This is a genomic window from Candidatus Bathyarchaeota archaeon (genome assembly GCA_026014585.1).
GTDB lineage: Archaea > Thermoproteota > Bathyarchaeia > Bathyarchaeales > Bathycorpusculaceae > Bathycorpusculum.
The window spans coordinates 60549-82113 of the sequence record JAOZIA010000013.1; the positions used below are offsets into that span (position 1 = coordinate 60549).

Annotated in this window: 19 protein-coding genes and 1 tRNA gene; 3 read left to right on the forward strand and 17 right to left on the reverse strand. The window is 43.3% G+C overall.

The window, feature by feature from the left end:
- Positions 1-2: 2 nt before the first annotated feature.
- The 8 genes from NWF01_05545 to NWF01_05580 all read right to left on the reverse strand — a co-directional run bounded on the left by NWF01_05545 (position 3) and on the right by NWF01_05580 (position 10452).
- A complete protein-coding gene (locus NWF01_05545) occupies positions 3-1013 on the reverse strand; it encodes a type IV pilin (protein ID MCW4024484.1) in 1011 nt (336 codons plus the stop codon).
- Positions 1014-1244: 231 nt separating this feature from the next.
- The gene (locus tag NWF01_05550; protein ID MCW4024485.1) at positions 1245-2078 is read right to left on the reverse strand and encodes an ABC transporter ATP-binding protein; all 834 of its coding nucleotides are present in this window, start codon (positions 2076-2078) and stop codon (positions 1245-1247) included.
- A complete protein-coding gene (locus tag NWF01_05555) occupies positions 2075-3148 on the reverse strand; it encodes an iron ABC transporter permease (GenBank protein ID MCW4024486.1) in 1074 nt (357 codons plus the stop codon). The genes NWF01_05550 and NWF01_05555 overlap by 4 nt, the downstream gene beginning before the upstream one ends.
- The gene (locus NWF01_05560; GenBank protein MCW4024487.1) at positions 3145-4209 is read right to left on the reverse strand and encodes an ABC transporter substrate-binding protein; all 1065 of its coding nucleotides are present in this window, start codon (positions 4207-4209) and stop codon (positions 3145-3147) included. The genes NWF01_05555 and NWF01_05560 overlap by 4 nt, the downstream gene beginning before the upstream one ends.
- 6 nt (positions 4210-4215) lie before the next feature.
- Complete coding sequence (locus NWF01_05565; GenBank protein ID MCW4024488.1) at positions 4216-6222, reverse strand: putative cobaltochelatase; 2007 nt, start codon at positions 6220-6222, stop codon at positions 4216-4218.
- A 149-nt stretch (positions 6223-6371) separates the two neighbouring features.
- Positions 6372-7202, reverse strand: a complete 831-nt coding sequence (locus NWF01_05570; protein ID MCW4024489.1) for a winged helix-turn-helix transcriptional regulator — start codon at positions 7200-7202, stop codon at positions 6372-6374.
- A 243-nt stretch (positions 7203-7445) separates the two neighbouring features.
- Positions 7446-7757 (reverse strand): hypothetical protein, encoded by a 312-nt coding sequence (locus tag NWF01_05575; protein ID MCW4024490.1) that lies wholly within the window; start codon positions 7755-7757, stop codon positions 7446-7448.
- A 328-nt stretch (positions 7758-8085) separates the two neighbouring features.
- Positions 8086-10452: a hypothetical protein gene (locus NWF01_05580; GenBank protein MCW4024491.1), complete on the reverse strand. Its 2367-nt coding sequence runs from the start codon at positions 10450-10452 to the stop codon at positions 8086-8088.
- Between the two features lie 164 nt (positions 10453-10616).
- Between NWF01_05580 and NWF01_05585 the strand changes: the two genes are divergently transcribed.
- A complete protein-coding gene (locus NWF01_05585; protein ID MCW4024492.1) occupies positions 10617-10925 on the forward strand; it encodes a hypothetical protein in 309 nt (102 codons plus the stop codon).
- A 53-nt stretch (positions 10926-10978) separates the two neighbouring features.
- Here the strand turns inward: NWF01_05585 and NWF01_05590 are convergent, their stop codons facing one another.
- Genes NWF01_05590 through NWF01_05605 form a run of 4 tightly spaced genes read right to left on the reverse strand, consistent with a single transcriptional unit; the run spans position 10979 to position 14608 of the window.
- Complete coding sequence (locus tag NWF01_05590; GenBank protein ID MCW4024493.1) at positions 10979-12208, reverse strand: FAD-dependent oxidoreductase; 1230 nt, start codon at positions 12206-12208, stop codon at positions 10979-10981.
- A 20-nt stretch (positions 12209-12228) separates the two neighbouring features.
- The gene (locus tag NWF01_05595; GenBank protein MCW4024494.1) at positions 12229-12564 is read right to left on the reverse strand and encodes an STAS domain-containing protein; all 336 of its coding nucleotides are present in this window, start codon (positions 12562-12564) and stop codon (positions 12229-12231) included.
- 23 nt (positions 12565-12587) lie between these two features.
- Positions 12588-13010 (reverse strand): ATP-binding protein, encoded by a 423-nt coding sequence (locus NWF01_05600; GenBank protein MCW4024495.1) that lies wholly within the window; start codon positions 13008-13010, stop codon positions 12588-12590.
- Between the two features lie 2 nt (positions 13011-13012).
- Positions 13013-14608, reverse strand: coding sequence for a SpoIIE family protein phosphatase (locus NWF01_05605; protein MCW4024496.1), 1596 nt, complete (start codon positions 14606-14608; stop codon positions 13013-13015).
- Between the two features lie 186 nt (positions 14609-14794).
- Between NWF01_05605 and NWF01_05610 the strand changes: the two genes are divergently transcribed.
- The gene (locus NWF01_05610) at positions 14795-15838 is read left to right on the forward strand and encodes a glycosyltransferase family 4 protein (GenBank protein ID MCW4024497.1); all 1044 of its coding nucleotides are present in this window, start codon (positions 14795-14797) and stop codon (positions 15836-15838) included.
- Positions 15838-16755: a glycoside hydrolase family 130 protein gene (locus NWF01_05615; protein MCW4024498.1), complete on the forward strand. Its 918-nt coding sequence runs from the start codon at positions 15838-15840 to the stop codon at positions 16753-16755. The genes NWF01_05610 and NWF01_05615 overlap by 1 nt, the downstream gene beginning before the upstream one ends.
- A 15-nt stretch (positions 16756-16770) precedes the next feature.
- Here NWF01_05615 and NWF01_05620 read toward each other — a convergent pair.
- From NWF01_05620 to NWF01_05640, 5 genes are all read right to left on the reverse strand, one after another.
- A tRNA-Cys gene (locus tag NWF01_05620) sits at positions 16771-16846 on the reverse strand.
- Between the two features lie 84 nt (positions 16847-16930).
- Positions 16931-17293: a hydroxyphenylacetyl-CoA thioesterase PaaI gene (gene paaI, locus NWF01_05625; GenBank protein MCW4024499.1), complete on the reverse strand. Its 363-nt coding sequence runs from the start codon at positions 17291-17293 to the stop codon at positions 16931-16933.
- A gap of 31 nt (positions 17294-17324) precedes the next feature.
- On the reverse strand, positions 17325-17915 hold the full coding sequence (locus NWF01_05630) for an indolepyruvate oxidoreductase subunit beta (protein ID MCW4024500.1): 591 nt from the start codon (positions 17913-17915) through the stop codon (positions 17325-17327).
- Positions 17912-20098, reverse strand: a complete 2187-nt coding sequence (locus NWF01_05635; GenBank protein MCW4024501.1) for a thiamine pyrophosphate-dependent enzyme — start codon at positions 20096-20098, stop codon at positions 17912-17914. The genes NWF01_05630 and NWF01_05635 overlap by 4 nt, the downstream gene beginning before the upstream one ends.
- 10 nt (positions 20099-20108) lie before the next feature.
- Entirely contained in the window at positions 20109-21425 is a 1317-nt protein-coding gene (locus tag NWF01_05640; protein MCW4024502.1) for a phenylacetate--CoA ligase, read from the reverse strand.
- Positions 21426-21565 lie beyond the last annotated feature (140 nt).

Consider the following 21565-nt stretch of genomic DNA (forward strand, 5'->3'; position numbering starts at 1 on the left):
TATCACCCTACTATCACGTCTCCTTGCCAAAGTATCTGACCGTTTCCAGTTGAAACAATAGCCACCTTTACGACATCACCAGATTTAAGAGAACTCCAGTTGGAGATAACACTGTTAATATCATCTGTTGGGTTTGCAAGATAAGATGTTCCTATTGCTCTAGCAGTAAGCCCTGGACTCAAAGAGTATTCACCGAAGTTTAGCGCTGGATTAGAAGAGGGGTTACCAGTAGCTATATCCCACAGCCATGGAGAACAATACTCAGCTACATGCAGAATTATTCCTTGACCATTATCTAAGCCAATAGAGGCATCCCAGACGGATATTGCTGTGCTTACGATCTTGCCTGTGCTTGTTGATGTCACATTGATTAGCTTATATGTGCTGCCTCCAGTGAGTTCTGGCAAAAGGTATTCGACGTAAACTTCTGGATGCCCAAATACATCATAGAGAACTGGTGTTGTTCTTCCTGTTGGTACTGCGTCAACCCATGTGGTTCCATCTGTGGTCGCCTGGATAGGCAGAGCTTGCCCTGTTTCCTGATTATTTACTGCAAGCCAAACGTGTGCTACTGCTGGATCGGAATCGGCAGGATAGGGTACATCTGGGTCTGCCTTAGGAGCGGCAAAGAACTTAGCTCTATCAGCATCAGATTTGATTTTCATGTCTTGTGGAAAACTAGATTCCAGATAGAATGTGTTGTTTTCTCCCGGTGTGATTGTTGTTGTTACGCCCTGTGCAGTGAACGTTAGTTTGAGGTTGGCGGTGTCAACTGGGTCTCCGCTGAGTTGCCTGATTCTCATATCACCATAGAAAAACGAGCCAGCAGCTTTAGAGATAGTTACGTCAAATGTTGCTGAAATTGGTTTTTGGCTTGATGTTGTTGGGGTAGTGGTTGAAACTGCGTATCCGACTGCTGCTACGAGTGCGATTGTGATTGCTAGCAGTAGTGCTACTGCGATTGCAGGTATTAGTGCTTTTTTGCTGTTTCTAAATGTGTTTTTTAGTTTCATTTTTTCTTCTCCTCATTTGTGTACGCTGTTTCTTTTTTACAGCGTGTTGGTTGGATTATCCACCCTTTCTAGTATTTAACCTTTGGTTCAACAAATGTTAACCCAGGTTTAATAAACAAAAGTTGACACCGCAAGCAACCCACACTTAAAAGCGCCAAGTCTCCAGACACAAAACTAAACATCTGCAATAAACTCTGCCTTCAAAACAGCCGCAAACTCTTTTCTGGATAATCACTTTTTCTTTACGGGTTTCACGATAAGTTCTGTGGGGAACATCAGGTCTTTTATTCGGTTGCTACTAGAAAGCATGGGTGTAATCTGAGGCTTGTTTAGAAGTGAGCTGGTCACTTGGGCTTTGATGTCATAAACGGCTTCGATGTTGTTTTCCGTTAAAACTACTTCAGGAGAGCCAGCCGCAAATATTTTACCGTGTTTTAGCATAATCATTTTGTCACAGAAACGACTTGCTAAATTCAAGTCATGCATCGACACTATGACAGAACAATGCTCAGTTTGAGCCAGTTCTTGAAGTATGCAAAGAATCTCCAGTTGATACTTTATATCAAGTGAACTAGTCGGTTCATCAAGCAGTATAAGTTGAGGTTGCTGAGCCAGTGCTCTTGCAATAACCACTTTCTGCTGTTCGCCACCACTTAGTTCGGTGAAATGCCGCATAGCCAAATTGCCTATACCCAGAAAATCCAAAATAAGCCCCACTATTTCGTTGTCTTTCTCGCTAAGACGCCAGTTAATGTAGGGTCTTCGCCCCATCAGCACGATATCAAAAACTGTGAAGGGAAAAGTGCTGTTTGAGCTTTGAGGAACATACCCCACTATTTTGGACATTTCTTTGAGCTTTATTTTGCTGATGCACCTTTCATCAAGCAACACCGTGTTGTGCTTGGTTTTCAGGATGCCATTTAAGCATTTTAAAAGAGTGCTTTTCCCAGAACCGTTTGGTCCAACAAGACTCAGCATTTCACCCTGTCCAATAGTAAAATTAACCTCGTTCAGAATAGAAATTGATCCGTAATTGAAAGATAAACCGTCAACTGTTAACTTCAACCCCAACTTCGCCTCCGTCTATTAAGCAACATGTAAATGAAAAAGGGCACACCAAGCAGTGAAGTAATAATTCCAACGGGAATCTCTGTGGGTGCAATAATTAACCGTGCAATGGTGTCAGAAGACAAAAGCAAAAGGCTGCCCACGAGTACACTGCAAGGTATCAAAAATCGATGGTCACTTCCAATTAGCATACGCGAGAGATGGGGTGAAATCAGGCAGATGAAACCGATTACCCCTGTGAACGCAACGATACTAGCCGTTGCCAAAGTAGCCAGCACCATACATATCGAGAGCACATGTTTTGAATTAACGCCGATACTTTTTGCAACTTCCTCACCTAAACTTAGGACGTTCATGTCCCAAGACATTTTCGTCATAAGAATTGCTGTAATCACAACAATGGGAAAAACCAAAGCGATGTTTTCCCAGCTTGCAGCAGTTAACCCGCCCATAAGCCAGAACACCACAGCTCGTAACGCCTCAGGCTCAGGTGACATATACTGAATAAGGGATAACAGAGCAGAAAAAAGGTAGCTCACAGCAACACCTGCCAAAATTACCGTTTCACTAGTCATAAACCGCAACCTAGCGATACCGTACACGATAACCATTGCCAGTATGCCAAAGATGAAAGCATTTGCGACCACTATGTAGCTGCCGGCAGTAGTAAAAATGCTCACTCCAAAAACAAGAGCCAACGCAGCACCAAACCCTGCAGCAGCAGAAACACCTAAGATGTATGATGAAACAAGCGGGTTACGAAGTACACCCTGCAATGTAGCGCCAGATGCAGCAAGTCCAGCGCCGGCGATGATACCCATTATGATGCGGGGTAATCGGATTTCTAAAACGATTGCCTGAGTTGTTTCGGGTCCAGGATTAATATTAAGGAAGGGAAAAGCTTTGGAAGCAAGAACAGTCATTGCTTCCAGAATTCTAGGAGACCCCGCGCCTAAACTAATAGCAGCAATGACCGCTATTATAAGAGCTATAAAAACGAGGAGAAGAGCAAGGACTTTTTTTGCTCTTGATTTAGTGTAGGATTTTTTTATTTCAGCAGCGCTCATGGATAAGCGTAGACTCCGTGTGGTGTTGTTCCATAGAAGGTCTGCATGTAATCAGCGTAGACAGCAGCAGGATTAATGTCTGAAAACAGGTCTGGATGGAACCATGTGGCATAGTACAATAACCCAATTACTTCATGTGCAACAATTATTGTGTCTCTAACGACGTAGACTTTGCCGTTTTGAACAGCAGGCACCTGATTTAACCCAGCTCTATTCATCATTTCGTTTTGCAAATACTCAAATGCATCTGGGTCAGAGCCATCCAAGTAAGTTGCCATACGAATTATGATGTCTGGTTTGCGTTCAATTACATATTCTGCATTCACGATAGGCATAGCAACATTTTTATCTTTAACCAAGTTTATCGCACCAGTTTCCACCAGGAGGTCATGGAAAGAGTTTCCTGGACCTGCACTGTAGCCAGGTTGGTAAAATTCGAAGTACACGGTGGGTTTTTCGCTGTCGGGTATGTCTTTGGTTCGTTCTTGGACAAGATTGTAATAGCCTTCTTCATAAGCGAGAAATTCATCAGCTTTTTCCTGTGCACCCAACACTGTTCCTAGAAGGTCTACGAGTATTGTTCGTCTTGGCTGCACTGTTCTTTCTACGATAACTGCTATTCCAGTATCTTCAAGTGTTTGGACGTTGCCTGCACTATATAATTCACTGACAATCACCAAGTCAGGCTGCATTTCTACTATCATTTCAATGCTACCAGCGATAGTTATGTCTTCAACTGAGGGAGGAAGCCATGATAGCCCGTCATCGTCAATAAAGCCACGACCAACGATTTTATCTTGAGCGCCGATTGCGACGACGAGTTCAATGCCAGTAATTGCAACTACACGTTCAACATGAAGTGGGATGTTAACGGTTCTGTCTGTGACATCTTCATAAACGAGAATGTTAGGGTTATTACCTGTCGGAGTTGGTGAACTAGTAGTTTGAGGGTCATTACCGCTAGATGAAGCTGGATTGTTTAGTGAGTAAACGGAAAATGCAGAGATACTTATGACCGCGATTAGCACTATTGCAATGATTCCCATAGTAGTTTTATTCAACATCTCTCACCTCCCAACTCCATCAAAAAAAGATAAACCAGAATCATCAAACATAGCATCACGAACAGCGCTGGCAATAGGCGCAGCACTTAACTCATTTAATTTCAAGTATCGTCCACCCATTTCATCACACACCTGTTTAACCAACCCAAAAGTTAGAAAACTACACTCAGTATCAATGGCAAGTGATTGGATTCCTTCTGCACTAATCTCACGAGCCAAAGTTTTTGCTTCTTCCACATGATCTCCACCATAAAGATTGACATTTGCCATTCCATCTGAAACCAGCACCATCAAAGGAAGAACACTATCATCGTTCTGTACACAATCTTTGATGACGTCCAATCCAAGTTTTAAGCCATGAACCATGGGTGTACGTCCACCCGTGGGCAGCTTTGTCAAACATTTTTGTGCCAAATCCACACTGTTAGTAGGTGGAAGAACAAGTTCAGCGGTATTTTTGCGGAAAACAACCATGCCCACACGGTCACGGCGCTGGTAAGCATCAAGCAGTAGTGATAAAACTGCTCCTTTAGTTGAGACCATCCGTTCCTCAGCAGCCATTGAACCACTTGCGTCAACCACAAACATGATTAGGTTTCCAATTTTTCGTTCTCGTACTTTTTCACGCAAGTCAGATTTTTCAATTAGTAAGCCAGTTTGGTCTTGGAATTTTTTGCGTTGACACTGAAAAGGCGCTGCTGCACGCAAAGTGGCGTCAAAAGCTAAATCCGCAACTTTTCCTTTTGGAACGGTGGAGTCAATGTATCTGCCTGTTTTTGAGTTACTTAGACTTTTTGAGCGCCGCCCTGCCCCACATCGTTGAACCTCATCTAGAACAGGCGTAGAAAGGGGTTTTATTTTATATGGGGAGTCTGCTTCAAAAACTTGTTCGGGTGCTTCTTTTTCAGGTTTTTTTTCTTGGTTGCCCTTGTTGTCGTCGTTTTGGGGTTGAGGGGGAGGATTGTTCTGTGGCTGCTGTTCTTTTTTGTTTTGGTTCCATTTTTGTATGCTTTCTTGAAGTTGTTGTTGTTCCATTTTTGGTTCTTCAAAAGGTTGACGGCGACGGCGGTGAGGAAGCACCAACTCGGCGGCTTCTTTGATATCATCCTCAGTGACGGCAGTTCTTCCGTTAAAAGCGGCAAGGGTACAGGCAGTTTTGTACATTGTAATATCTGCGCGGTGCCCATCAACGGCAAAGTCTACGCAGATTTGGGTGATTAAATCGAGCATTTCATCGTCTAGTTTTACTTTGGGTAAAATGCTTGTTGCTTCCGTGATTTTTTGGCGAAGTTGGTCTTGTGCCTCACTTTGAGCTTCAATAAATGATATAGGGTTAGCCTCAAAAGCAACACGTCTACGAACGATTTCGGCACGTGCTTCTCGGTAGGGAATACCTTTTATTTCAACAGATAGGGCAAAACGGTCTAAAAGTTGAGGTCGCAGTTCACCCTCCTCGGGATTCATGGTGCCAACGAGAACAAATTGTGCAGGGTGACAAAAAGAAATACCTTCGCGTTCCACAAAATTTGTGCCCATAGCGGCGGCGTCAAGTAAAACGTCAACCAAGTGGTCATCTAATAGGTTGACTTCGTCAATGTAGAGGATATTTCGGTTTGCTTGTGCAAGTATGCCGGGGTCAAAGTGTTTTTCGCCTGTTTTTATGGCTTTTTCTATGTCGATTGTTCCCACGAGACGGTCTTCTGTGGCGCCAACGGGGAGTTCCACTACAGTTACAGCGCGTTTTGTGGTTGTGAGTTTTTCACCTTTCACTATTTTAGCGCTGCAGACGTCACACATGTCTTTTGGGCGGGTGGGGTCACAGTGGAAGGGGCAATCGATTACAGCGTCTACTTTTGGCAGGAGGTTTGCTAAGGCTCGGACGGTTAGTGATTTACCTGTGCCTTTTTCACCTCTTAGAAGCACTCCGCCAATTTTTGGGTTGATAACGTTTAGTATTAGTGCTAGTTTCATTTTTTCTTGACCGACGATGGCACTGAAGGGGTAAATCATGTTTTTTGCTCTCTTCCGCTGGTTGGATTATCCAAAAGACCTAATAAATCTTGGTTTAACTTAATTTAACAACAGGTTGATTAACTTAAGTTTAAATAAATAAAAAAACTGACATCAAAAAAATCAAAAAACAAAAAACTTTTTATCAATCAGACCAATTTCGCATCCTTAACCTCATAGGTTATGTCACCAGCAAACCGCAAATTTTGAGAATCAATTTCATGCACTATACGATTCACCATTCTACCCACCACCAGCACAAAAACATTAAGACCCCTAGATGCAGCGACCGCAGCTGAATGACTTATACCAAATTCAAAATCGGCATTAAGCCCTAACTTTGTCAAAACAGCGCGCCCCACAGCACCCATAACGCCAACACGGTCAGGCTTGAACTCATCGTAGTATTGTTTGATTTTATCTAGGTCCGCTGCTCTGGAGCCACCTCTGCGTATGCTGGGCAGCTTAACAATAAGAATTTTACCTTGCTTGAGTTTAATTTTACCCTGCAAATCCCTCAAACCTAAATCTTCCCCAGCATTAGCATCAGAAAGAGCTATGCCTACAGCTTCTGTTTTAGGGTCATTTAGGGGAACAGTGTAAAATATACCCTCTTTTATGATTAAACCCACTTGTTCACCTGCTTTAACAGAGTTTGTTGCTAAGGCTATCCATGCATGTTCAACTTTTAGTTCATGTTTTATGGATTTAAAATAGGTCTCCATGTTTCGGACGTTTTCATGCAGTTTAGTAACCCCTTTTGAAGTTAAGCGGTAATCTGCCCTCTCCGAACCAACTGTTAAGTAGCCTTCTTTTTGGAGTTTTTTAAAGTACTTACTCACAGCTTGAATAGTTATACCAAGTTTATCACTAATATCCTTCTGCTTAATATGAGGCTGATTTAGCATGATCTCATACAGTATTTGGAATTTTGTGAACTCTGCTTTTTCCCTAAGCAGAATATTTTGTGTTTTTGCCAATTCATTTACCCCCAGTTTTGAGCCTGAGACGGAAACTTTCCGTTGTTGTTTTGCGTTTTGAAAAAGCATCCAATAACTTATAAACTTTAGTTTAACTAAAATTAAGGTCAAGTTGATTAACTGTTTTTTTATGCAACAAAACAAAGCCAAAAAAAAAAGAAAAACAGAAAAAACATCAGTAAACACAAGCTTCAAAGAGCCCGCTACCCCCACAAGTAGCAGGTAAATTCGCAAGCTTAATGACTATTTCTTATCATTTTCACCTTCAAGCTTTTCTCGAACTAAACCAAACTGCTTAACAAGTTCAGGCACATGTGGCATTTGTTCCCCAACAGCATTCATCAGCTCTTCTGTTCCCTCACAGTGAGACAAGAGTAAACAAATAATATCATTCACAAACGCGTCAAACTCCCCATCATAAGGTGCAGTAACCTCAGTGTACTTCATCGCAGCTATGCGCTTTAGCATGTTGGTGAAGAATACTGAGTCAAGGATGTCATGCACTTTTTGCTCGTTTTCTTCAGGGTACTCAATTGCGAGAATCCGAATTTTCATGGTGTTTTCTCCTTATAACAATATTTTTGGGAGTCAGGGGATGTTTTGAAAAAACCTCTTATGTATGGTGGTTTTACAGTTTTTCCCAAATAAAATCACCTGTATAATATTAAGCGCTATGAATATATTTAATTTTGCCATAAAAAGCACCTCGACAAATGCTCAAATAAATCAAAAATAAATGAAACATCAGAATCAATTGAAACTTTTTCAACAAATCAATAGAAAAAGCACTACCACAGTAGACAAACATAAGAAAAACCGCAGAGCAAACCGAAAAAGCGGATTCCACACACCAAAATGTTAACTAAAAAAAAGAAAAAAGGGATTAGGGCCCTGTTTGTTTACCTTTAGGCGCTAAAACAAACCCTCTTACAGCCTGCGCATCGTACTCATGCAGTCTGCGCCATCCAGATGTAGCCATAGCGTAAACATGCATATGTTCAACAAAGCCTGCCGTGTCACAAATTCCAAGGATATCTGGAACGGTAACAGTTGCTGTTTTGGTTGTTAAGGGCAAAGGCGTTCTGCCTGAATCTATCAATGATGCTGGATTTCCGCCGCGGGTAAGTGAGAAGCTATACGTAGCAAAGCCAGATGTTCCAACGCCCGATGGATGTTCAGGCCGGTAGTTTAGAATTACTGTTCCTTGAGGTTCTTTTAGTGGGGCTGGTCCAAAATCGTATTTCATGACACCGCAATCATCGCCTGCAGGTACACCATCAAGTGTTGGTGCAGGAATCTCCGCATTGCAAAGACTATTGTCAATATTTAGCGTTATTATCATGCTTTTTTTGCCATCACCATCGTCATCATAAATTAATCCAGAACTCAAAGGCAAGCCGTTTTTCAATGAGCTACTGGCAGCATCTTCAGTTTCTATTGTTCCAGACAGATCTGTTGAGGTTGGGACACGGAAATTTATTTGCAGAGCATCAATGTTAACTAGTTGTCCATCAGAATCAAAGAGGTCAACTTTTAGTTGATACTGAGCACTCTCAGGCCATGCAACGCCGGGGTCTTGAAGGGCAGCTAAGTTTAATGTTGGAAACTTTGCACTGGCGGTATCTTCAACTGCATCAGGTATGCTCCATTGACCTACAGGGGGCAGCGCAGGGGGGATTTCGAAAAGGTTCTGGTTCTCCAAAGGTACACCGGGGGATTTTTCTGATTTAGGACCTAGATTGTATGCTTCAAGAACCAAATCATCACCTACTTCATGTGTATAATGCCTGTTAATGGGTGCAGTTAACGGAATGAAAGCGCCAGAGGTTCCTTTGCGATAAGATACCCTATAGTATTTTACACCTAACTCTTCACGGAGGCTGTTATCAAATTCAAGTCGTGGTCGGAGGGTTTCACCAAATGGAGCATCAGTATCAGTTAAGCCCATGTTTGCATTTGTGGTTGTGGCTGCAAGTTGAACACCTGTTCCGCGGATTTTGCTTAAGGGTTGATTACCAATTGCCATGAATAAAACCCAATTCAGCGGTGCATCAACAGGCTGACAGGGTGCGCATGTTCGGGCAAGAGGATGAGTAACATAAAGGGTTACGTCTTGGGTTCCACATTGATAATTCCAGAAAGTATGGCACAAAACTGGGGTTGGTGCGTAGATGCTTATTGGAGGGAATGGTGCAAAGATTTTTTGTTTGACTTTGAAGTAAAGGTCTGGTTTGTCAATATTGTTGCATCCTCGGAAAAACATTGCTTTGAATTTGCCGCATTCAGCAGTGGTTGTGGTGGCAACCAAATCCATGTGTGCACCTATGTATGGGAAAAGACACAGGATGGATTTTGTTATAGTTGCGTATTTAATCAGGACTTGTTTGAATTGTTCATTGTTAGTGGTTTGGGCTAAGATACGCAGGTTTTGCATGTCTTCGCCTGCAAGCAGAGATTGGACACTTGGGCTGGTCTCAGCATAATTTTCGTCTAAGCACAGGCTTTTTTGTGCCAATAGGGGGGTTTCTATGTTTTGTTTGTCATTTGAAATCTGGCGTATTTTTTTATTGCCAATTACAAGTGGTTGTGGCGGTATTGGACCAATTGATGGCGGACGTTCATAGATTTGCTTAAGTGGAGGCTGAGGGAACGGAGGTTTGATTATGAACTCTCTTATGCGGTCTATGATTTCAATAGGCAATTTAGGAATTAAAAGGTAGATAGGATCGACCTCATAGATTTCAACAGTCGCATCGCACACAGGAAGATCCATTGTGATTCCGCCGCTTACAACCTTCTTGAAAACACTGCCATGAACTATACACCTGCTTAAGAGCCAGCATAAAATCTGTTTAGAAATAACCTGGAGCACTACGCTTTTTTGGCTTGTTTTAGGGGATATTTGAACGTATACTTGTTCACCACCAAGACGGAGCAGTTCAGTCACGGTTTGCTTCTCGGTTAAATTGGGACCAACGATTAGGCGAATAGATTGAGTGGTCTCCACAAGGGGCAAGTCCACCACAATTTGCGCTGTTCCTTTTGAATCAAGGTTTGCTTTTGCTATCAGGGCACCGCCTTTAGAAAAAGCGTAGGCTACCCCTTTTTGGAGGTTTTCAGGTTTTGCTTCATCTATCACTTTTAAGGATACTGATAGGGCAACTTTGTTGCGTTGAGGTTTTTTTATTGTTATGTTTTGATTTGATACAGAGGAGATTCTTTTGGGGCTTATGTTAGGATTAAAAGTCATTACATCACCGAGCCTCAACAGTATTAAGTCTTAATAAAGATTATTTAGCACATGCCTGTTTGCCATAGTGTAGCATTGTTCAACTGTTCATCAACAAAATAATCTGATGTATTAACAGTCGCTATTTATAAACGATTAAAACATAAGAGGGCTTGGTGAAAAAAATGGTTAACGTAACAAGCTATCATATCCTAATATACGGAAGCGAGCAAGGATATCAAACAAACCGAGCCCAAATAGCCCTATACAATAATTCCAAAGTAGTAGCCTACGTCAGATTCAATGACCCAGGAATGGTATTTGAAACTGACAGCAACACCAATGGAATCATAAGAATGCACCTACCATCCATAATGTTCCAAAGCGTAATTGACATCCTACGCAACGAAAAACCCATAAACGTCTACTTCGCCCAAGGTCGCGGTTTCTTCGGAACTGGCAGCACAGAAGCAGTAGGCGAAGCAGAAAAGTAACTTGCCAACTAACACAAACCTACTTTTTCTATTTTTAAATAATTTAAAAAATCTTAGGTATTGTTGCAGTATTCTTCAATCTTTTCTGATGCTCTTTTCGCAAAAGCCACAGCTTCAATGACCGTTCTGGGACCAGTAACAACATCTCCTGCGGCAAATACACCCTCTTGAGAGGTTTTACCAAATTCATCAGCCTGAATAAGACCCCTCTGAGTAACTTTAGCGTTGCCAACGGTCACTACCTCTGCGCCAGGACCTTGACCAATAGCGATGATAACTGAGTCAGCAGGCAAATCAGAACAACACTGAAAATCCTCCTTTAAACACTCAGAGCCATCTTCACCAATGACTTTATCGACTTTGACACATTTTACAGAATCATCCATAATACGGACAACTTGGCGGCTATGCAGTAAGTTTACGCCATCAATTATTGCCATTTCCACTTCTGCTTTATCTGCCCTAATTTCTTCCGCACTTCTATTATTTAGGATAGTAACTTCGGAGTGTTGTTTTCTGATTGCTGTTCTTGCCGCGTCCATGGCAACGTTTCCTGCACCAAGAATAACAACGTTCTTGCCCAGTTTGTAGGCGTCAGGAGACCGCAAATAGTCAATGGCAAAATGTACATGTCCCAAGGTTTCACCTAAAAGACCAAAACGGTTAGGACGTGTTGTTCCTGTGCAAATAAAAATAGCATCATAACCGTCTATAAACATGTCTTCAGTGCTGATGTTTGTTCCAATTCGAGTGTTAGGGCGGAATTTAACACCTAAAGAATCAAGAAGTCTCTTATACACATCCAAGATGCTTTTAGGCAACCTAAACTCTGGAATACCATAACGCAAGGTACCGCCAATATTGTCCATTGCCTCAAACAAGGTGATAGAGTAGCCTTTTAGAGCCAAAATAATGCTCATTGTTATGCCAGCTGCACCCGCACCCACCACAGCAACTTTTTTACCATTTTTTTCGATAGTTGGCGGCTGGAAGGTTTCCAAATAAAACCGAGAAATGTACTGCTCTATTTTATAGAATTCAATAGGCTGACCCTTTTTACTTAGGATACAGTGACCTTTGCAGTTTTTGTCATGTGGACAAACAATGGAGGTTATAGCGGATAGGGGGTTATTGTTGAAGAGCAGTTCACCTGCTTCCTTTAATTTACCCTCTAAAAACAAATTCATGACCTGAGGAATAGGCGTTAACACAGGACAGCCCTTGGAACACCCTGGCACTTTACATTTTAAGCATCGTTCAGCTTCTGATTTTATGGTTGACATATAAACGCTTCCACTTTCGCTTAAGATTTCTGTAGACTTTGTAAAGCCTCTTCTTGAGAAGTAAATACCTTTAGAATTTGTGTGAATCCAGATATCTCAAACACCTCATACACATAAGGCTTCATGCTGGTAATCAAAAGCTGACCACCCAACTTTTGCAGGCTTTTAGCTGTGGACAGAAGAACCCTCAACCCAGCACTTGCAACATAGTCGGTTTGAGAAAAATCGCAGACCATATTTTTTGTTCCTTTCGCGATTTGGTCGCGTAATGCTGTTTCGACATCGTTGGCAGTGTAGGCGTCAAACCTTGGCACCATAACCGCGATAGCTACGTCCCCTTCTGTCCGAATTTCCATGTCCTCACCCATTTTTGAGATGTTTATTTTTTTATATGCTTGGCTATTATTAATAAATTCATATTATCGCTACGGCGGTACGTGACTTCATCCATAAATTTTTTCATAAAAAAAACACCCAACCCACCCTCTTTTCGCTCAGTCAAGCCGCTTTGGGTATCAGGCGCTGGCAATGCTATTGGGTCAAAAGCTTCACCCCAATCCATAATTTGCACTACAAATTTTTCTCCTTTTTCAGTTAGCATGCAATGAACCACGATTTTGCCCGCTTGTTTGTTAGAGTATGAATGTTTGATGATGTTTGTACATGCCTCATCAACGGACAATTTAACCGCATAAATATCCTTCACATCATCGATGCCAAAACACCTCATGGTTTCATCGATGAACTCGCCGATAACAGGAAGATTTTTCAGTTCACTTTCCACAGTAAGCTCTTTTTCCATAATCAAGCCCCCTTGATAACAAGCAAAGTTATGTCATCAAACTGTGGCATATCCCCCGCAAACGCCTGTACGCTGGATAAAATCTTCTCAAGAATCATCTGCGCCGAAAGATGAGCATTTTCCCTAATAATTTCGATGAGCCGTTTTTCTTCAAACATTTCCTGCTTTGAATTAATCGATTCTGTAACGCCATCTGTGAACATGACAACGATGTCGCCACTTCCGATTTTTACGCTTTTGGATTTATATTCCCAATTCTCCATGGCTCCAAGCACAATCCCTGTAGGGAGAAGCCTCTCAACTGTCCCATCACGGCTCCGATACACAATGGGCGGGTTATGGCCAGCATTAACATAGGTGAGAGAGCGGTCTTTTTCATTGAGCAATGCATAAAAGAGGGTGACAAACATGCCCTTTTTGGAATCCTGAGTGATGGTGTTGTTTGAGCTAGCAATAACTTTTGCAGGGTCATGATGCCACAGCGAATTCACGCGAACCACGACCCGTGACAACGCCATAAACAGTGCTGCGGGAACGCCCTTTCCAGAAACATCAGCAACCAAAAGCCCCAACATGCCCTTATCAAGAACCATAATCTCATAGGGAATCACATCAAAGAAGTCGCCGCCAACCTCCTTAGCCATGACAGTTCGGGCAGCAATATCCAACCCCGCAATCTGGGGAATCACATCAGGCATGAAACTCTTCTGAATTTCCGCGGCAATTTGGAGTTCAGCATTTGAGCGGGCGAGTCGAGCTTCCATTTCGCGGCGCTCTGTGATGTCGCGGATGGTTTCAATTGCACCTATAACTTCTCCAGTAGTTGGGTCATAAAGCGGGGTAGCCTTAGCCCAGAAATAGGCGCCGCCTGCGCGAAAATCAGGTATGAACACGTAGGCAACCAAAGTGTCCACATTTCGAGATACGGCAGTATAGTTCTTCTCTAACTCCTCTTGGGGCAAAAATATCAAATCCGCCAGCATCGGACGACGTTTCTTGTAAAAAGGAAGCGCATACTCATAATCACCTTTTCCAAGCATAGAGTCAGCAGATATACTGGTCAACAACTCCATCGCGCTATTCCACGCAATAACTTTACCGTTCAAATCAATGACAAAGGTGGCATCTGGAAGAAAACTAAGAATATCCGCGAGGCTGCGGCGTGACTGTGCGAGTTCTTCTTCGGCGCGTTTTTTGTCGGTGATGTCTCGGATTGTCTCTATAGCACCGACGATTTCGCCGTTTGAATCATAAAGTGGGCTTGCTTTAGCCCACAGGTAAGCGCCGCCAGCTCGAAAGTCTGGGATAAAAATTTCGACAACCAGAGTGTCGCCAATTCGCGTAACGGTGTCATATTTTTTTTCTACCTCAACTTCAGGCATAAAAACTAGGTCCGCCAATATCGGTCTGCGTTCTTTATAGAAGGGGATAGCGTACTCGTAATTGCCTTTGCCTAAAATGGAGTCCCGAGAAATGCTTGTCAGCATCTCCATTGCACTGTTCCACATGATAACCTTGCCAGTCAAATCAATAACGAAGGTAGCGTCGGGTAAAAACTCAATTATTGCATCACGATATTTTTTGCCATCAGCATTCACGTTACTGCACCCCGCAAAATAGGCGAATTAGCCTTAATCAACGGGTTACTATTGCATTCCTTGCATATAATACTTCAAAAAAAACCAAGCAATCTACCGTTTTTTGATTCGTAGTTTCGAAGATATATGTTTTTTAGTCTCTTACAACTGCTAATGTATGTACTCTTTTTTTGAAAGTTGATTCTTTTGGTAAAACATCGAAAACGTATTGCCATGTTATCTCCAGTTGCATGGAGAACCCCGCCTAGGATGTATGGAGCTTGGGAGACTGTTGTTAGCAATCTAACAGAAGGCTTAGCTTCAAATGGTTGGGATGTAACTCTGTTTGCTACAGCTGACTCGCTAACATCAGCGAAATTGTCCTCAGTTATCGCAAGAGGCTATGAAGAAGACGCCAGTGTTGACCCTCGGATTGCCAGTTGTCTGCATATTTCAGAAGTTTTTGAACACGCCCAAGAATTCGACCTGATACATAACCACTTTGATTATTTGCCCCTAATCTGTTCTAAGTTAGTTTCGACTCCTGTTTTAACGACAATTCACGGTTTCTCGTCACCGCAGATACTACCTGTTTATGAAAAATATAGAAAAAACTACTTTGTTTCTATCAGCGATTCAGATAGAAACCCCAGATTAAATTATTTAGCCACCGTGTATAATGGGATAAATCTTTCAGAATTCAAATATTCCGATAATCCAGGAAATGCCTTAGTCGCTTATGGAAGAATTCATCCGGATAAAGGTTTTCACCTTGCAATTAAAGTTGCTAAAAAAGCTAAGCAACGGCTGCTTATGGCAGGTTTTATTCAGGATAAAGCTTATTTTGAAAAAGAAATTGCACCCCACATCGACGATGACACAGTCAAATATCTGGGAGTTTTGTCCAATCAAGAACGCAACGAACTGCTACAACAGGCGTATGCGGTTCTTCATTTGAACACCATTCCTGAGCGTTTTGGGCTTGTTATGGTAGAAGCTATGGCTACTGGCGCTCCAGTGGTGGCTATGGATCTTGGGTCATGCCGAGAAGTAATCGCGGATGGGCAGACTGGTTTTTTGGTTAAAGATATTGACCAAGCGGTTAAAGCCGTTAAAAAAATGCCTGAAATATCACGAAAAGCCTGCCGCCAAAGAGTGGAAACAAATTTTTCTTCAGAAATCATGGTGAAAAAGTACGAGAAAGTGTACGAACAAATTTTTAAATTAGAAAAGAAACGGAGAAATGATTAATGGAAAAAATAATCACTCGGTTTTCAGGGAACCCTATTTTAACAAAAAAAGATGTTCCTTATCCTGTAGCTACAGTGCATAATGCTGCAGTTGTGAAGTATCAAAATGAGTACATTATGGTTTTTCGGTCTCATCGCTTAAACGGTCGCAGCATTTTAGGGTTAGCCCGTAGCAATGATGGATATCATTTTAAGGTTTCTTCGGAGCCTTTCATGACGCCTTCAGACATTTATGATGAATATGGAGTTGAAGACCCCCGCATCACCCGTATAGATGAAAACTATTTGATTAATTACAGCGCCTACTCCCGATATGGAGTCCGCGTTGGATTAGCTAGAACCAAGAATTTTATGGATGTTGAACGGTTAGCATACGTATCTCAGCCAGATATGAGAAATGTGGTTTTGTTTCCTGAAAAAATCGGAAAATATTATGTTCGGTTAGATAGACCACATACAGAGTTAACGGGGTGGTCAATCTGGATCAGTTACTCACAGGACTTAGTTTCGTGGGGGCAATCTAAAATTGTGCTAAAACCTCAAACTTATCATTGGGACTCTATGAAGGTAGGACCAGGAGCGCCTCCGATTAAAACTCCAAAGGGCTGGTTGAATATTTTTCACGGTGTTTACGAAACGATGTCTGGAGCAGTTTACCGTTTAGGGGTTGCATTACATGATTTAGATGACCCCTCAAAAATCATCGGAGTGGGCGACCGCTGGATATTAGAACCAGAGGACCCATGGGAACGCGTAGGATATGTCCCTAACGTGGTTTTTTGCTGTGGAGCAATCCCTGAAGAAAACGGTACATTGAAAATCTATTGGGGCGCTGCGGACACTGTTATGTGTGTTGGAACAGCTAACATTAATGAACTTGTAGAATATTGCCTCCAAGAACCCAGAGACCCATTATAATAAATTGTTAATTGTTGGAGCTGGGGATGGGAATTGAACCCATATAAAGCAGCTCTGCAGGCTACCGCCTCAGCGATTCGGCCACCCCAGCGCAATCCGCCCACAAACAAAGGCGGGCATACATAAAAATATTATTGACAAACCAAGAAGTTTGTCTTGAATCTGGCTTGATAGCCTATTTTTTGTATGCTAAACCCGTGAAGAGGGCAACGGTTTTTTCTTGGTTTTTCACGGTGACTTGGTAGAGCCCCGTAGTTTTGCCGTCACTGACTCGTGTTGCCTCCGCCGTTAAAAGGTCGCCTTCCACGGATGGCTTGAGGTAATTAATGCTAACTTGTAACGCAACCGCCACGTTATCGCCGAAGTTGCAGGCATGCGCAAAGGCGTAATCTGCCAGCGAAAAAATTGCGCCTCCGTGTGTGAATCCATGCGCGTTGGTGTGTTTTTTTGCTATTTTTAGTTGGACTTTGGCGTATCCGTCTTTGGATTCAAGTAGTTGGATTCCTAATTCTTCTGCGAAATGGTCAGTGTCTTTCATGCAATTTCCTCTATTGATTTGTTGATGGGTGTTATTGTTTTATGCTTTCTCTGCCAAGCTCAAAAGCTTGCAGGTTAACGTTGAGGTATTTGGGTTTTAGCCGTGTTGCCATAGCCGCCTCAAAAGATTCCCGTGAGACTGGCACGTTTGGCAGTGCCGACAACGCACCCAAGAGCACTGTGTTGACTACGAGTATGTTATCCAGTTGCTGGGCGATGCCGTAACCGTCAACCTTGTGCATGGCGCCTGCTTGGGATTGGATTAGTTGGAGAAGTTCGTCGGGTTTTTTGGGCTTCACACCCGTTGATATGCCTGTGGGGGGGATATGTTTCATGTTCACCACAACCGTACCACCCGCTTTAAGCAACGGTAATGTTCGTGCGGTTTCCAAAATTTCAAAACCCACAACCGCATCCGCACTACATGCTTCAATGAGTGGGGATTCGACTTTGTCACCGATTCGTGCATAAGCCATAATTGAGCCGCCGCGTTGTGCCATGCCGTGAATTTCTGCTTTTGCCACATCAAACCCGTCAAGCATTGCGGCTTCACAGAAAATATCGCTTAACACTACAACGCCCTGTCCGCCAACGCCAGAGAAAACAAGGTCAAACGTCATCATTGCTTACTCCTTATGGCATTTGAAGGGCAAACGGTTTCGCAGACTCCGCATCCACTGCATAGGGCGGGGTCGATTTCTGCATGTTCCCTGTTGAGGCTGATGGCGGGGCATCCGAAGTTTTTTACGCAGACGCCGCAGCCAGTGCAGTTGTCTTGGACTTCGCGTGGTGTTCCCCGTTCGGTTTTTAGGGGGCAGGGGCGCTGGGAGATTAGAACGGAGGGTCCATCGTATTTAATTATGTCTTTTAGTGCAGTAAGGGTACTTTTTACGTCGTAGGGGTCAACGGTTACGACTTTTTCTATGCCAAGACTTTTGGCGATAGCAGCTATGTTAACGATTTTTGCGTCATCGCCCATGGCGGTTTTTCCTGAGCCGGGTGTGGGTTGGTGACCAGTCATGGCGACTACGCGGTTATCTAAAATTACTACGCACACGTTTGAGCGGTTATAGCTAATGTTTAGCAATCCGGGCATGCCGCCGTGGAAAAACGTGGAGTCCCCAATAACTGAGAAAACCTTGTCCTTAACACCCGCATGAAACATTCCAGCGGCTTGAGAAATTCCTGCACCCATACAAAGACATGTTTGAACTGTGCTTACAGGCGGCAAGACACCGAGTGTGTAGCAGCCGATGTCTCCAGTGACGATTTTGTCTTGAGACTGACCCACGAGGTTGAGAGCGTGTTCTGGGCAGGTATCTATGCAGGCGGGTTCACCGTTGCAGCCGTCGCATACGAGGGCTTTGCGTGTGGTTGGGTGCAGAGTTATGGCGCCGTATTCGCAGGCTTCAATACACCAGCCGCAACCGTTGCATTTGTCTTGGTTTACTTGGATGTTGCCAGTGGGGGTTTTGGATAAGGCTTTTTTTGGGCAGGCAGCGATGCATGCTGGGTTGGGGCAGGCTTTGCAGGTTGTTGCCATGTTAAGGATTTGCCCGATACGGACGGAGCGGATGCGGGATTTAAGTGGGTTGAAGACTTTTTCTTTGGTCCATGAGCAGGTGTACTCGCAGATGTCGCAGCCTACACATTTTTCGTTGTCACAGTTAACGTATTGTCTTAGGCTGTTTAGGGCATAGTAGAATGCGCGGTGGGTACATCCGGGGCATAGCGCGGGTGGTCTAGGCTGCAATTCTATGGGTTGAACTTTTTGTGGCGAGGTTGTATAATCAAGTTTTGCAAATGCGGCACGAACATTATCAGTTGTGTACTCACCAATTTCAGAGAGCCCCAACATATTTTTCCCAATAACGTCAATTTTGAGGCGCTGCAAGTTTTCCTCGATATAAGGACGCTGTTCTTCGATAACTATGATTTTTTTGACTTGTGCAGCGAATTTTTTGGCTGTTTCTTCGGGAAAGGGGTGAACGAAACCCAGTTTTAGCCAGTTAAATTTTTTGGTGTCTAATACTGAGCGGGCGTGATAGTAACCTACTCCGCTTCCGATTATGCCGATTTCGCTTTGGTTGTCTTCAATCTGGTTAAAGAGGGAGTTTTCTGAGAGTTGTTTGGCTTTTTGTAATTGTTCTTCTAAAATGCGGTGTTGACGTATCGCGTTTGAGGGCACCATTACCCATCGTGAACCGTTTTTGTCAAATTCGGCTTGACGCGCCAGTTTTTGGATGGAACCGATTTTTACGCGGGCTTTTCCGTGGGCTACGCGGGTTGTTAATCGCAGAATTATTGGGAGTTTGAGGTTTTCGCTGATTTCGTAGGCTTCCCTTGCCATGTCTAGGGCTTCTTGGGGGGTGCCAGCATCCAGCAGAGGCAGTTTTGCATGAACTGCGAAGTATCGGGTGTCCTGCTCGTTTTGGCTACTGTGCAGGGCGGGGTCATCACAAACCGCGATAACCATTCCGCCTTCCACGCCAGTGTAGGCAAGTGTCATTACGGCGTCAGCAGCCACGTTTAATCCAACATGTTTCATGCTGGCAATTGAACGGATTTGAGCCATAGCAGCACCCGCAGCAACTTCTACCGCAACAATTTCATTAACGCTCCACTCTGCATAAAAATCAAGCTGTTTGGCTGCTTCTGCGAGAACTTCCAAAATTTCAGTTGAAGGCGTTCCAGGGTATGCAGCTGCAACTTTGATGCCTGCTTCTACGGCACCTCTTGCCACTGCTTCGTCTCCGTTAAGCAAGGCGAATGTACCTGGCTTGTCAACTGCGATTTTGGAAGTCATAGTGGTTTCTCTACATTTTGCCTTTACGTAGGTCAAGCACTCTTTTGGCTTTGCCCTCGGTTCTTGGAATCTCACCTGGATTGACAATTTGTACGTCTGCGGAGATTCCTGTGACTATGTGGATGCGTTTTTGGATTTCGGCTTTGAGAAGTTTCTGGTCAACTGTTGGGTCTTTTGAGGCTGTATCTGAAAGCTCAACTTTCACCACAAAAGTATCCAACGCGCCGGGTCGGTCAATAACAATTAAGTATTGAGTGGCAAGTTCTGAGAAGCACATGACGGCGTATTCGACTTGGCTGGGAAACACGTTTACGCCTCTGATTATGAGCATGTCATCTGAGCGTCCTGTAACTCTCATCATTCTGGCGTGGGTTCGTCCGCAAGCACATTTTTCAGTTTGTATCTTGGATATGTCGCGGGTGCGGTATCTGAGCATGGGCATGCCTGTTTTGGTGAGGGTTGTGAATACAAGTTCTCCTTCTTCGCCTTCCGCTAAAACCTCACCTGTGTCAGGGTCAATTGTTTCAACGATAAATTGGTCTTCCCAAACATGCAAGCCATCATGAGCTTCACATTCAATAGAAACACCGGGACCACACAACTCGGTTAAGCCGTAAATATCATAGGCTTGGATGCCAAGTACCTGCTCGATGCGTTCACGGATTTTATCTGACCAAGGTTCGGCTCCAAACATTCCACGCCTAAGTTTAAGGTCTACTTGTGGATTAACGCCTTCCTGCGCCATTGTTTCAGCTAAGTAAACTGCAAAACTGGGAGTACAAGCCAGAAGAGTCACAGCTAAATCTTTCATAAGTTTGATTTGACGCTGAGTCATGCCACCGCTTGCAGGAACAATTCTTGCACCCAACTTCTGAGCACCATAATGAAAACCTAAACCACCAGTAAAAAGACCATAACCATAAGCAATATGCATTACATCGGTTTTTCTTGCTCCTGTAGTAAAAATTGAGCGGGCCATAAGCTCCTGCCACATGTCCATGTCGCTTCTTGTGTAGGCACCAACAATTGGGTTGCCTGTGGTTCCGCTGGATGCGTGGATTTCAACGATTTCTTCTGAGGGAACAGCTACCATTCCGTAGGGGTAATTGTCTTTTAGGTCACTTTTTATGGTGAAGGGGATTTTTGCTAAGTCATCCAGTGATTGGATGTCATCGGGTTTTAGGTTGACACCGTCAAATTTTTTCTTATAAAAAGCACTGTTGCTGTAGCAGTGTTTTACTTGTTGCTGGAGCTTTTTGAGCTGGAGTTTTTTGATTTCTTGTCTTGATTGGGTTTCGATACTTTGGTTCCAGTATTTGCCGTCCAAGCGTGTCCCTCTCAAATTTACGAGATTGATACACTTTTGTGATGTGACTGTTACATAAAAGTTCCCCAAAGCATCATCTAAAAAACATTAAGCTACACCAAAGCGGTTGTACCCAAAAAAATGAGTTTCTTACGTAAAAA

What these genes read in the sequence shown, in the direction of transcription:
- NWF01_05545 (MCW4024484.1), bottom strand. Translation starts at nt 1,013, where the DNA reads ATGAAACTAAAAAACACATTTAGAAACAGCAAAAAAGCACTAATACCT.
- NWF01_05555 (MCW4024486.1), bottom strand. Translation starts at nt 3,148, where the DNA reads ATGAGCGCTGCTGAAATAAAAAAATCCTACACTAAATCAAGAGCAAAA.
- NWF01_05565 (MCW4024488.1), bottom strand. Translation starts at nt 6,222, where the DNA reads ATGATTTACCCCTTCAGTGCCATCGTCGGTCAAGAAAAAATGAAACTA.
- NWF01_05575 (MCW4024490.1), bottom strand. Translation starts at nt 7,757, where the DNA reads ATGAAAATTCGGATTCTCGCAATTGAGTACCCTGAAGAAAACGAGCAA.
- NWF01_05580 (MCW4024491.1), bottom strand. Translation starts at nt 10,452, where the DNA reads ATGACTTTTAATCCTAACATAAGCCCCAAAAGAATCTCCTCTGTATCA.
- NWF01_05585 (MCW4024492.1), top strand. Translation starts at nt 10,617, where the DNA reads ATGGTTAACGTAACAAGCTATCATATCCTAATATACGGAAGCGAGCAA.
- NWF01_05590 (MCW4024493.1), bottom strand. Translation starts at nt 12,208, where the DNA reads ATGTCAACCATAAAATCAGAAGCTGAACGATGCTTAAAATGTAAAGTG.
- NWF01_05595 (MCW4024494.1), bottom strand. Translation starts at nt 12,564, where the DNA reads ATGGAAATTCGGACAGAAGGGGACGTAGCTATCGCGGTTATGGTGCCA.
- NWF01_05600 (MCW4024495.1), bottom strand. Translation starts at nt 13,010, where the DNA reads ATGGAAAAAGAGCTTACTGTGGAAAGTGAACTGAAAAATCTTCCTGTT.
- NWF01_05615 (MCW4024498.1), top strand. Translation starts at nt 15,838, where the DNA reads ATGGAAAAAATAATCACTCGGTTTTCAGGGAACCCTATTTTAACAAAA.
- paaI (MCW4024499.1), bottom strand. Translation starts at nt 17,293, where the DNA reads ATGAAAGACACTGACCATTTCGCAGAAGAATTAGGAATCCAACTACTT.
- NWF01_05630 (MCW4024500.1), bottom strand. Translation starts at nt 17,915, where the DNA reads ATGATGACGTTTGACCTTGTTTTCTCTGGCGTTGGCGGACAGGGCGTT.
- NWF01_05635 (MCW4024501.1), bottom strand. Translation starts at nt 20,098, where the DNA reads ATGACTTCCAAAATCGCAGTTGACAAGCCAGGTACATTCGCCTTGCTT.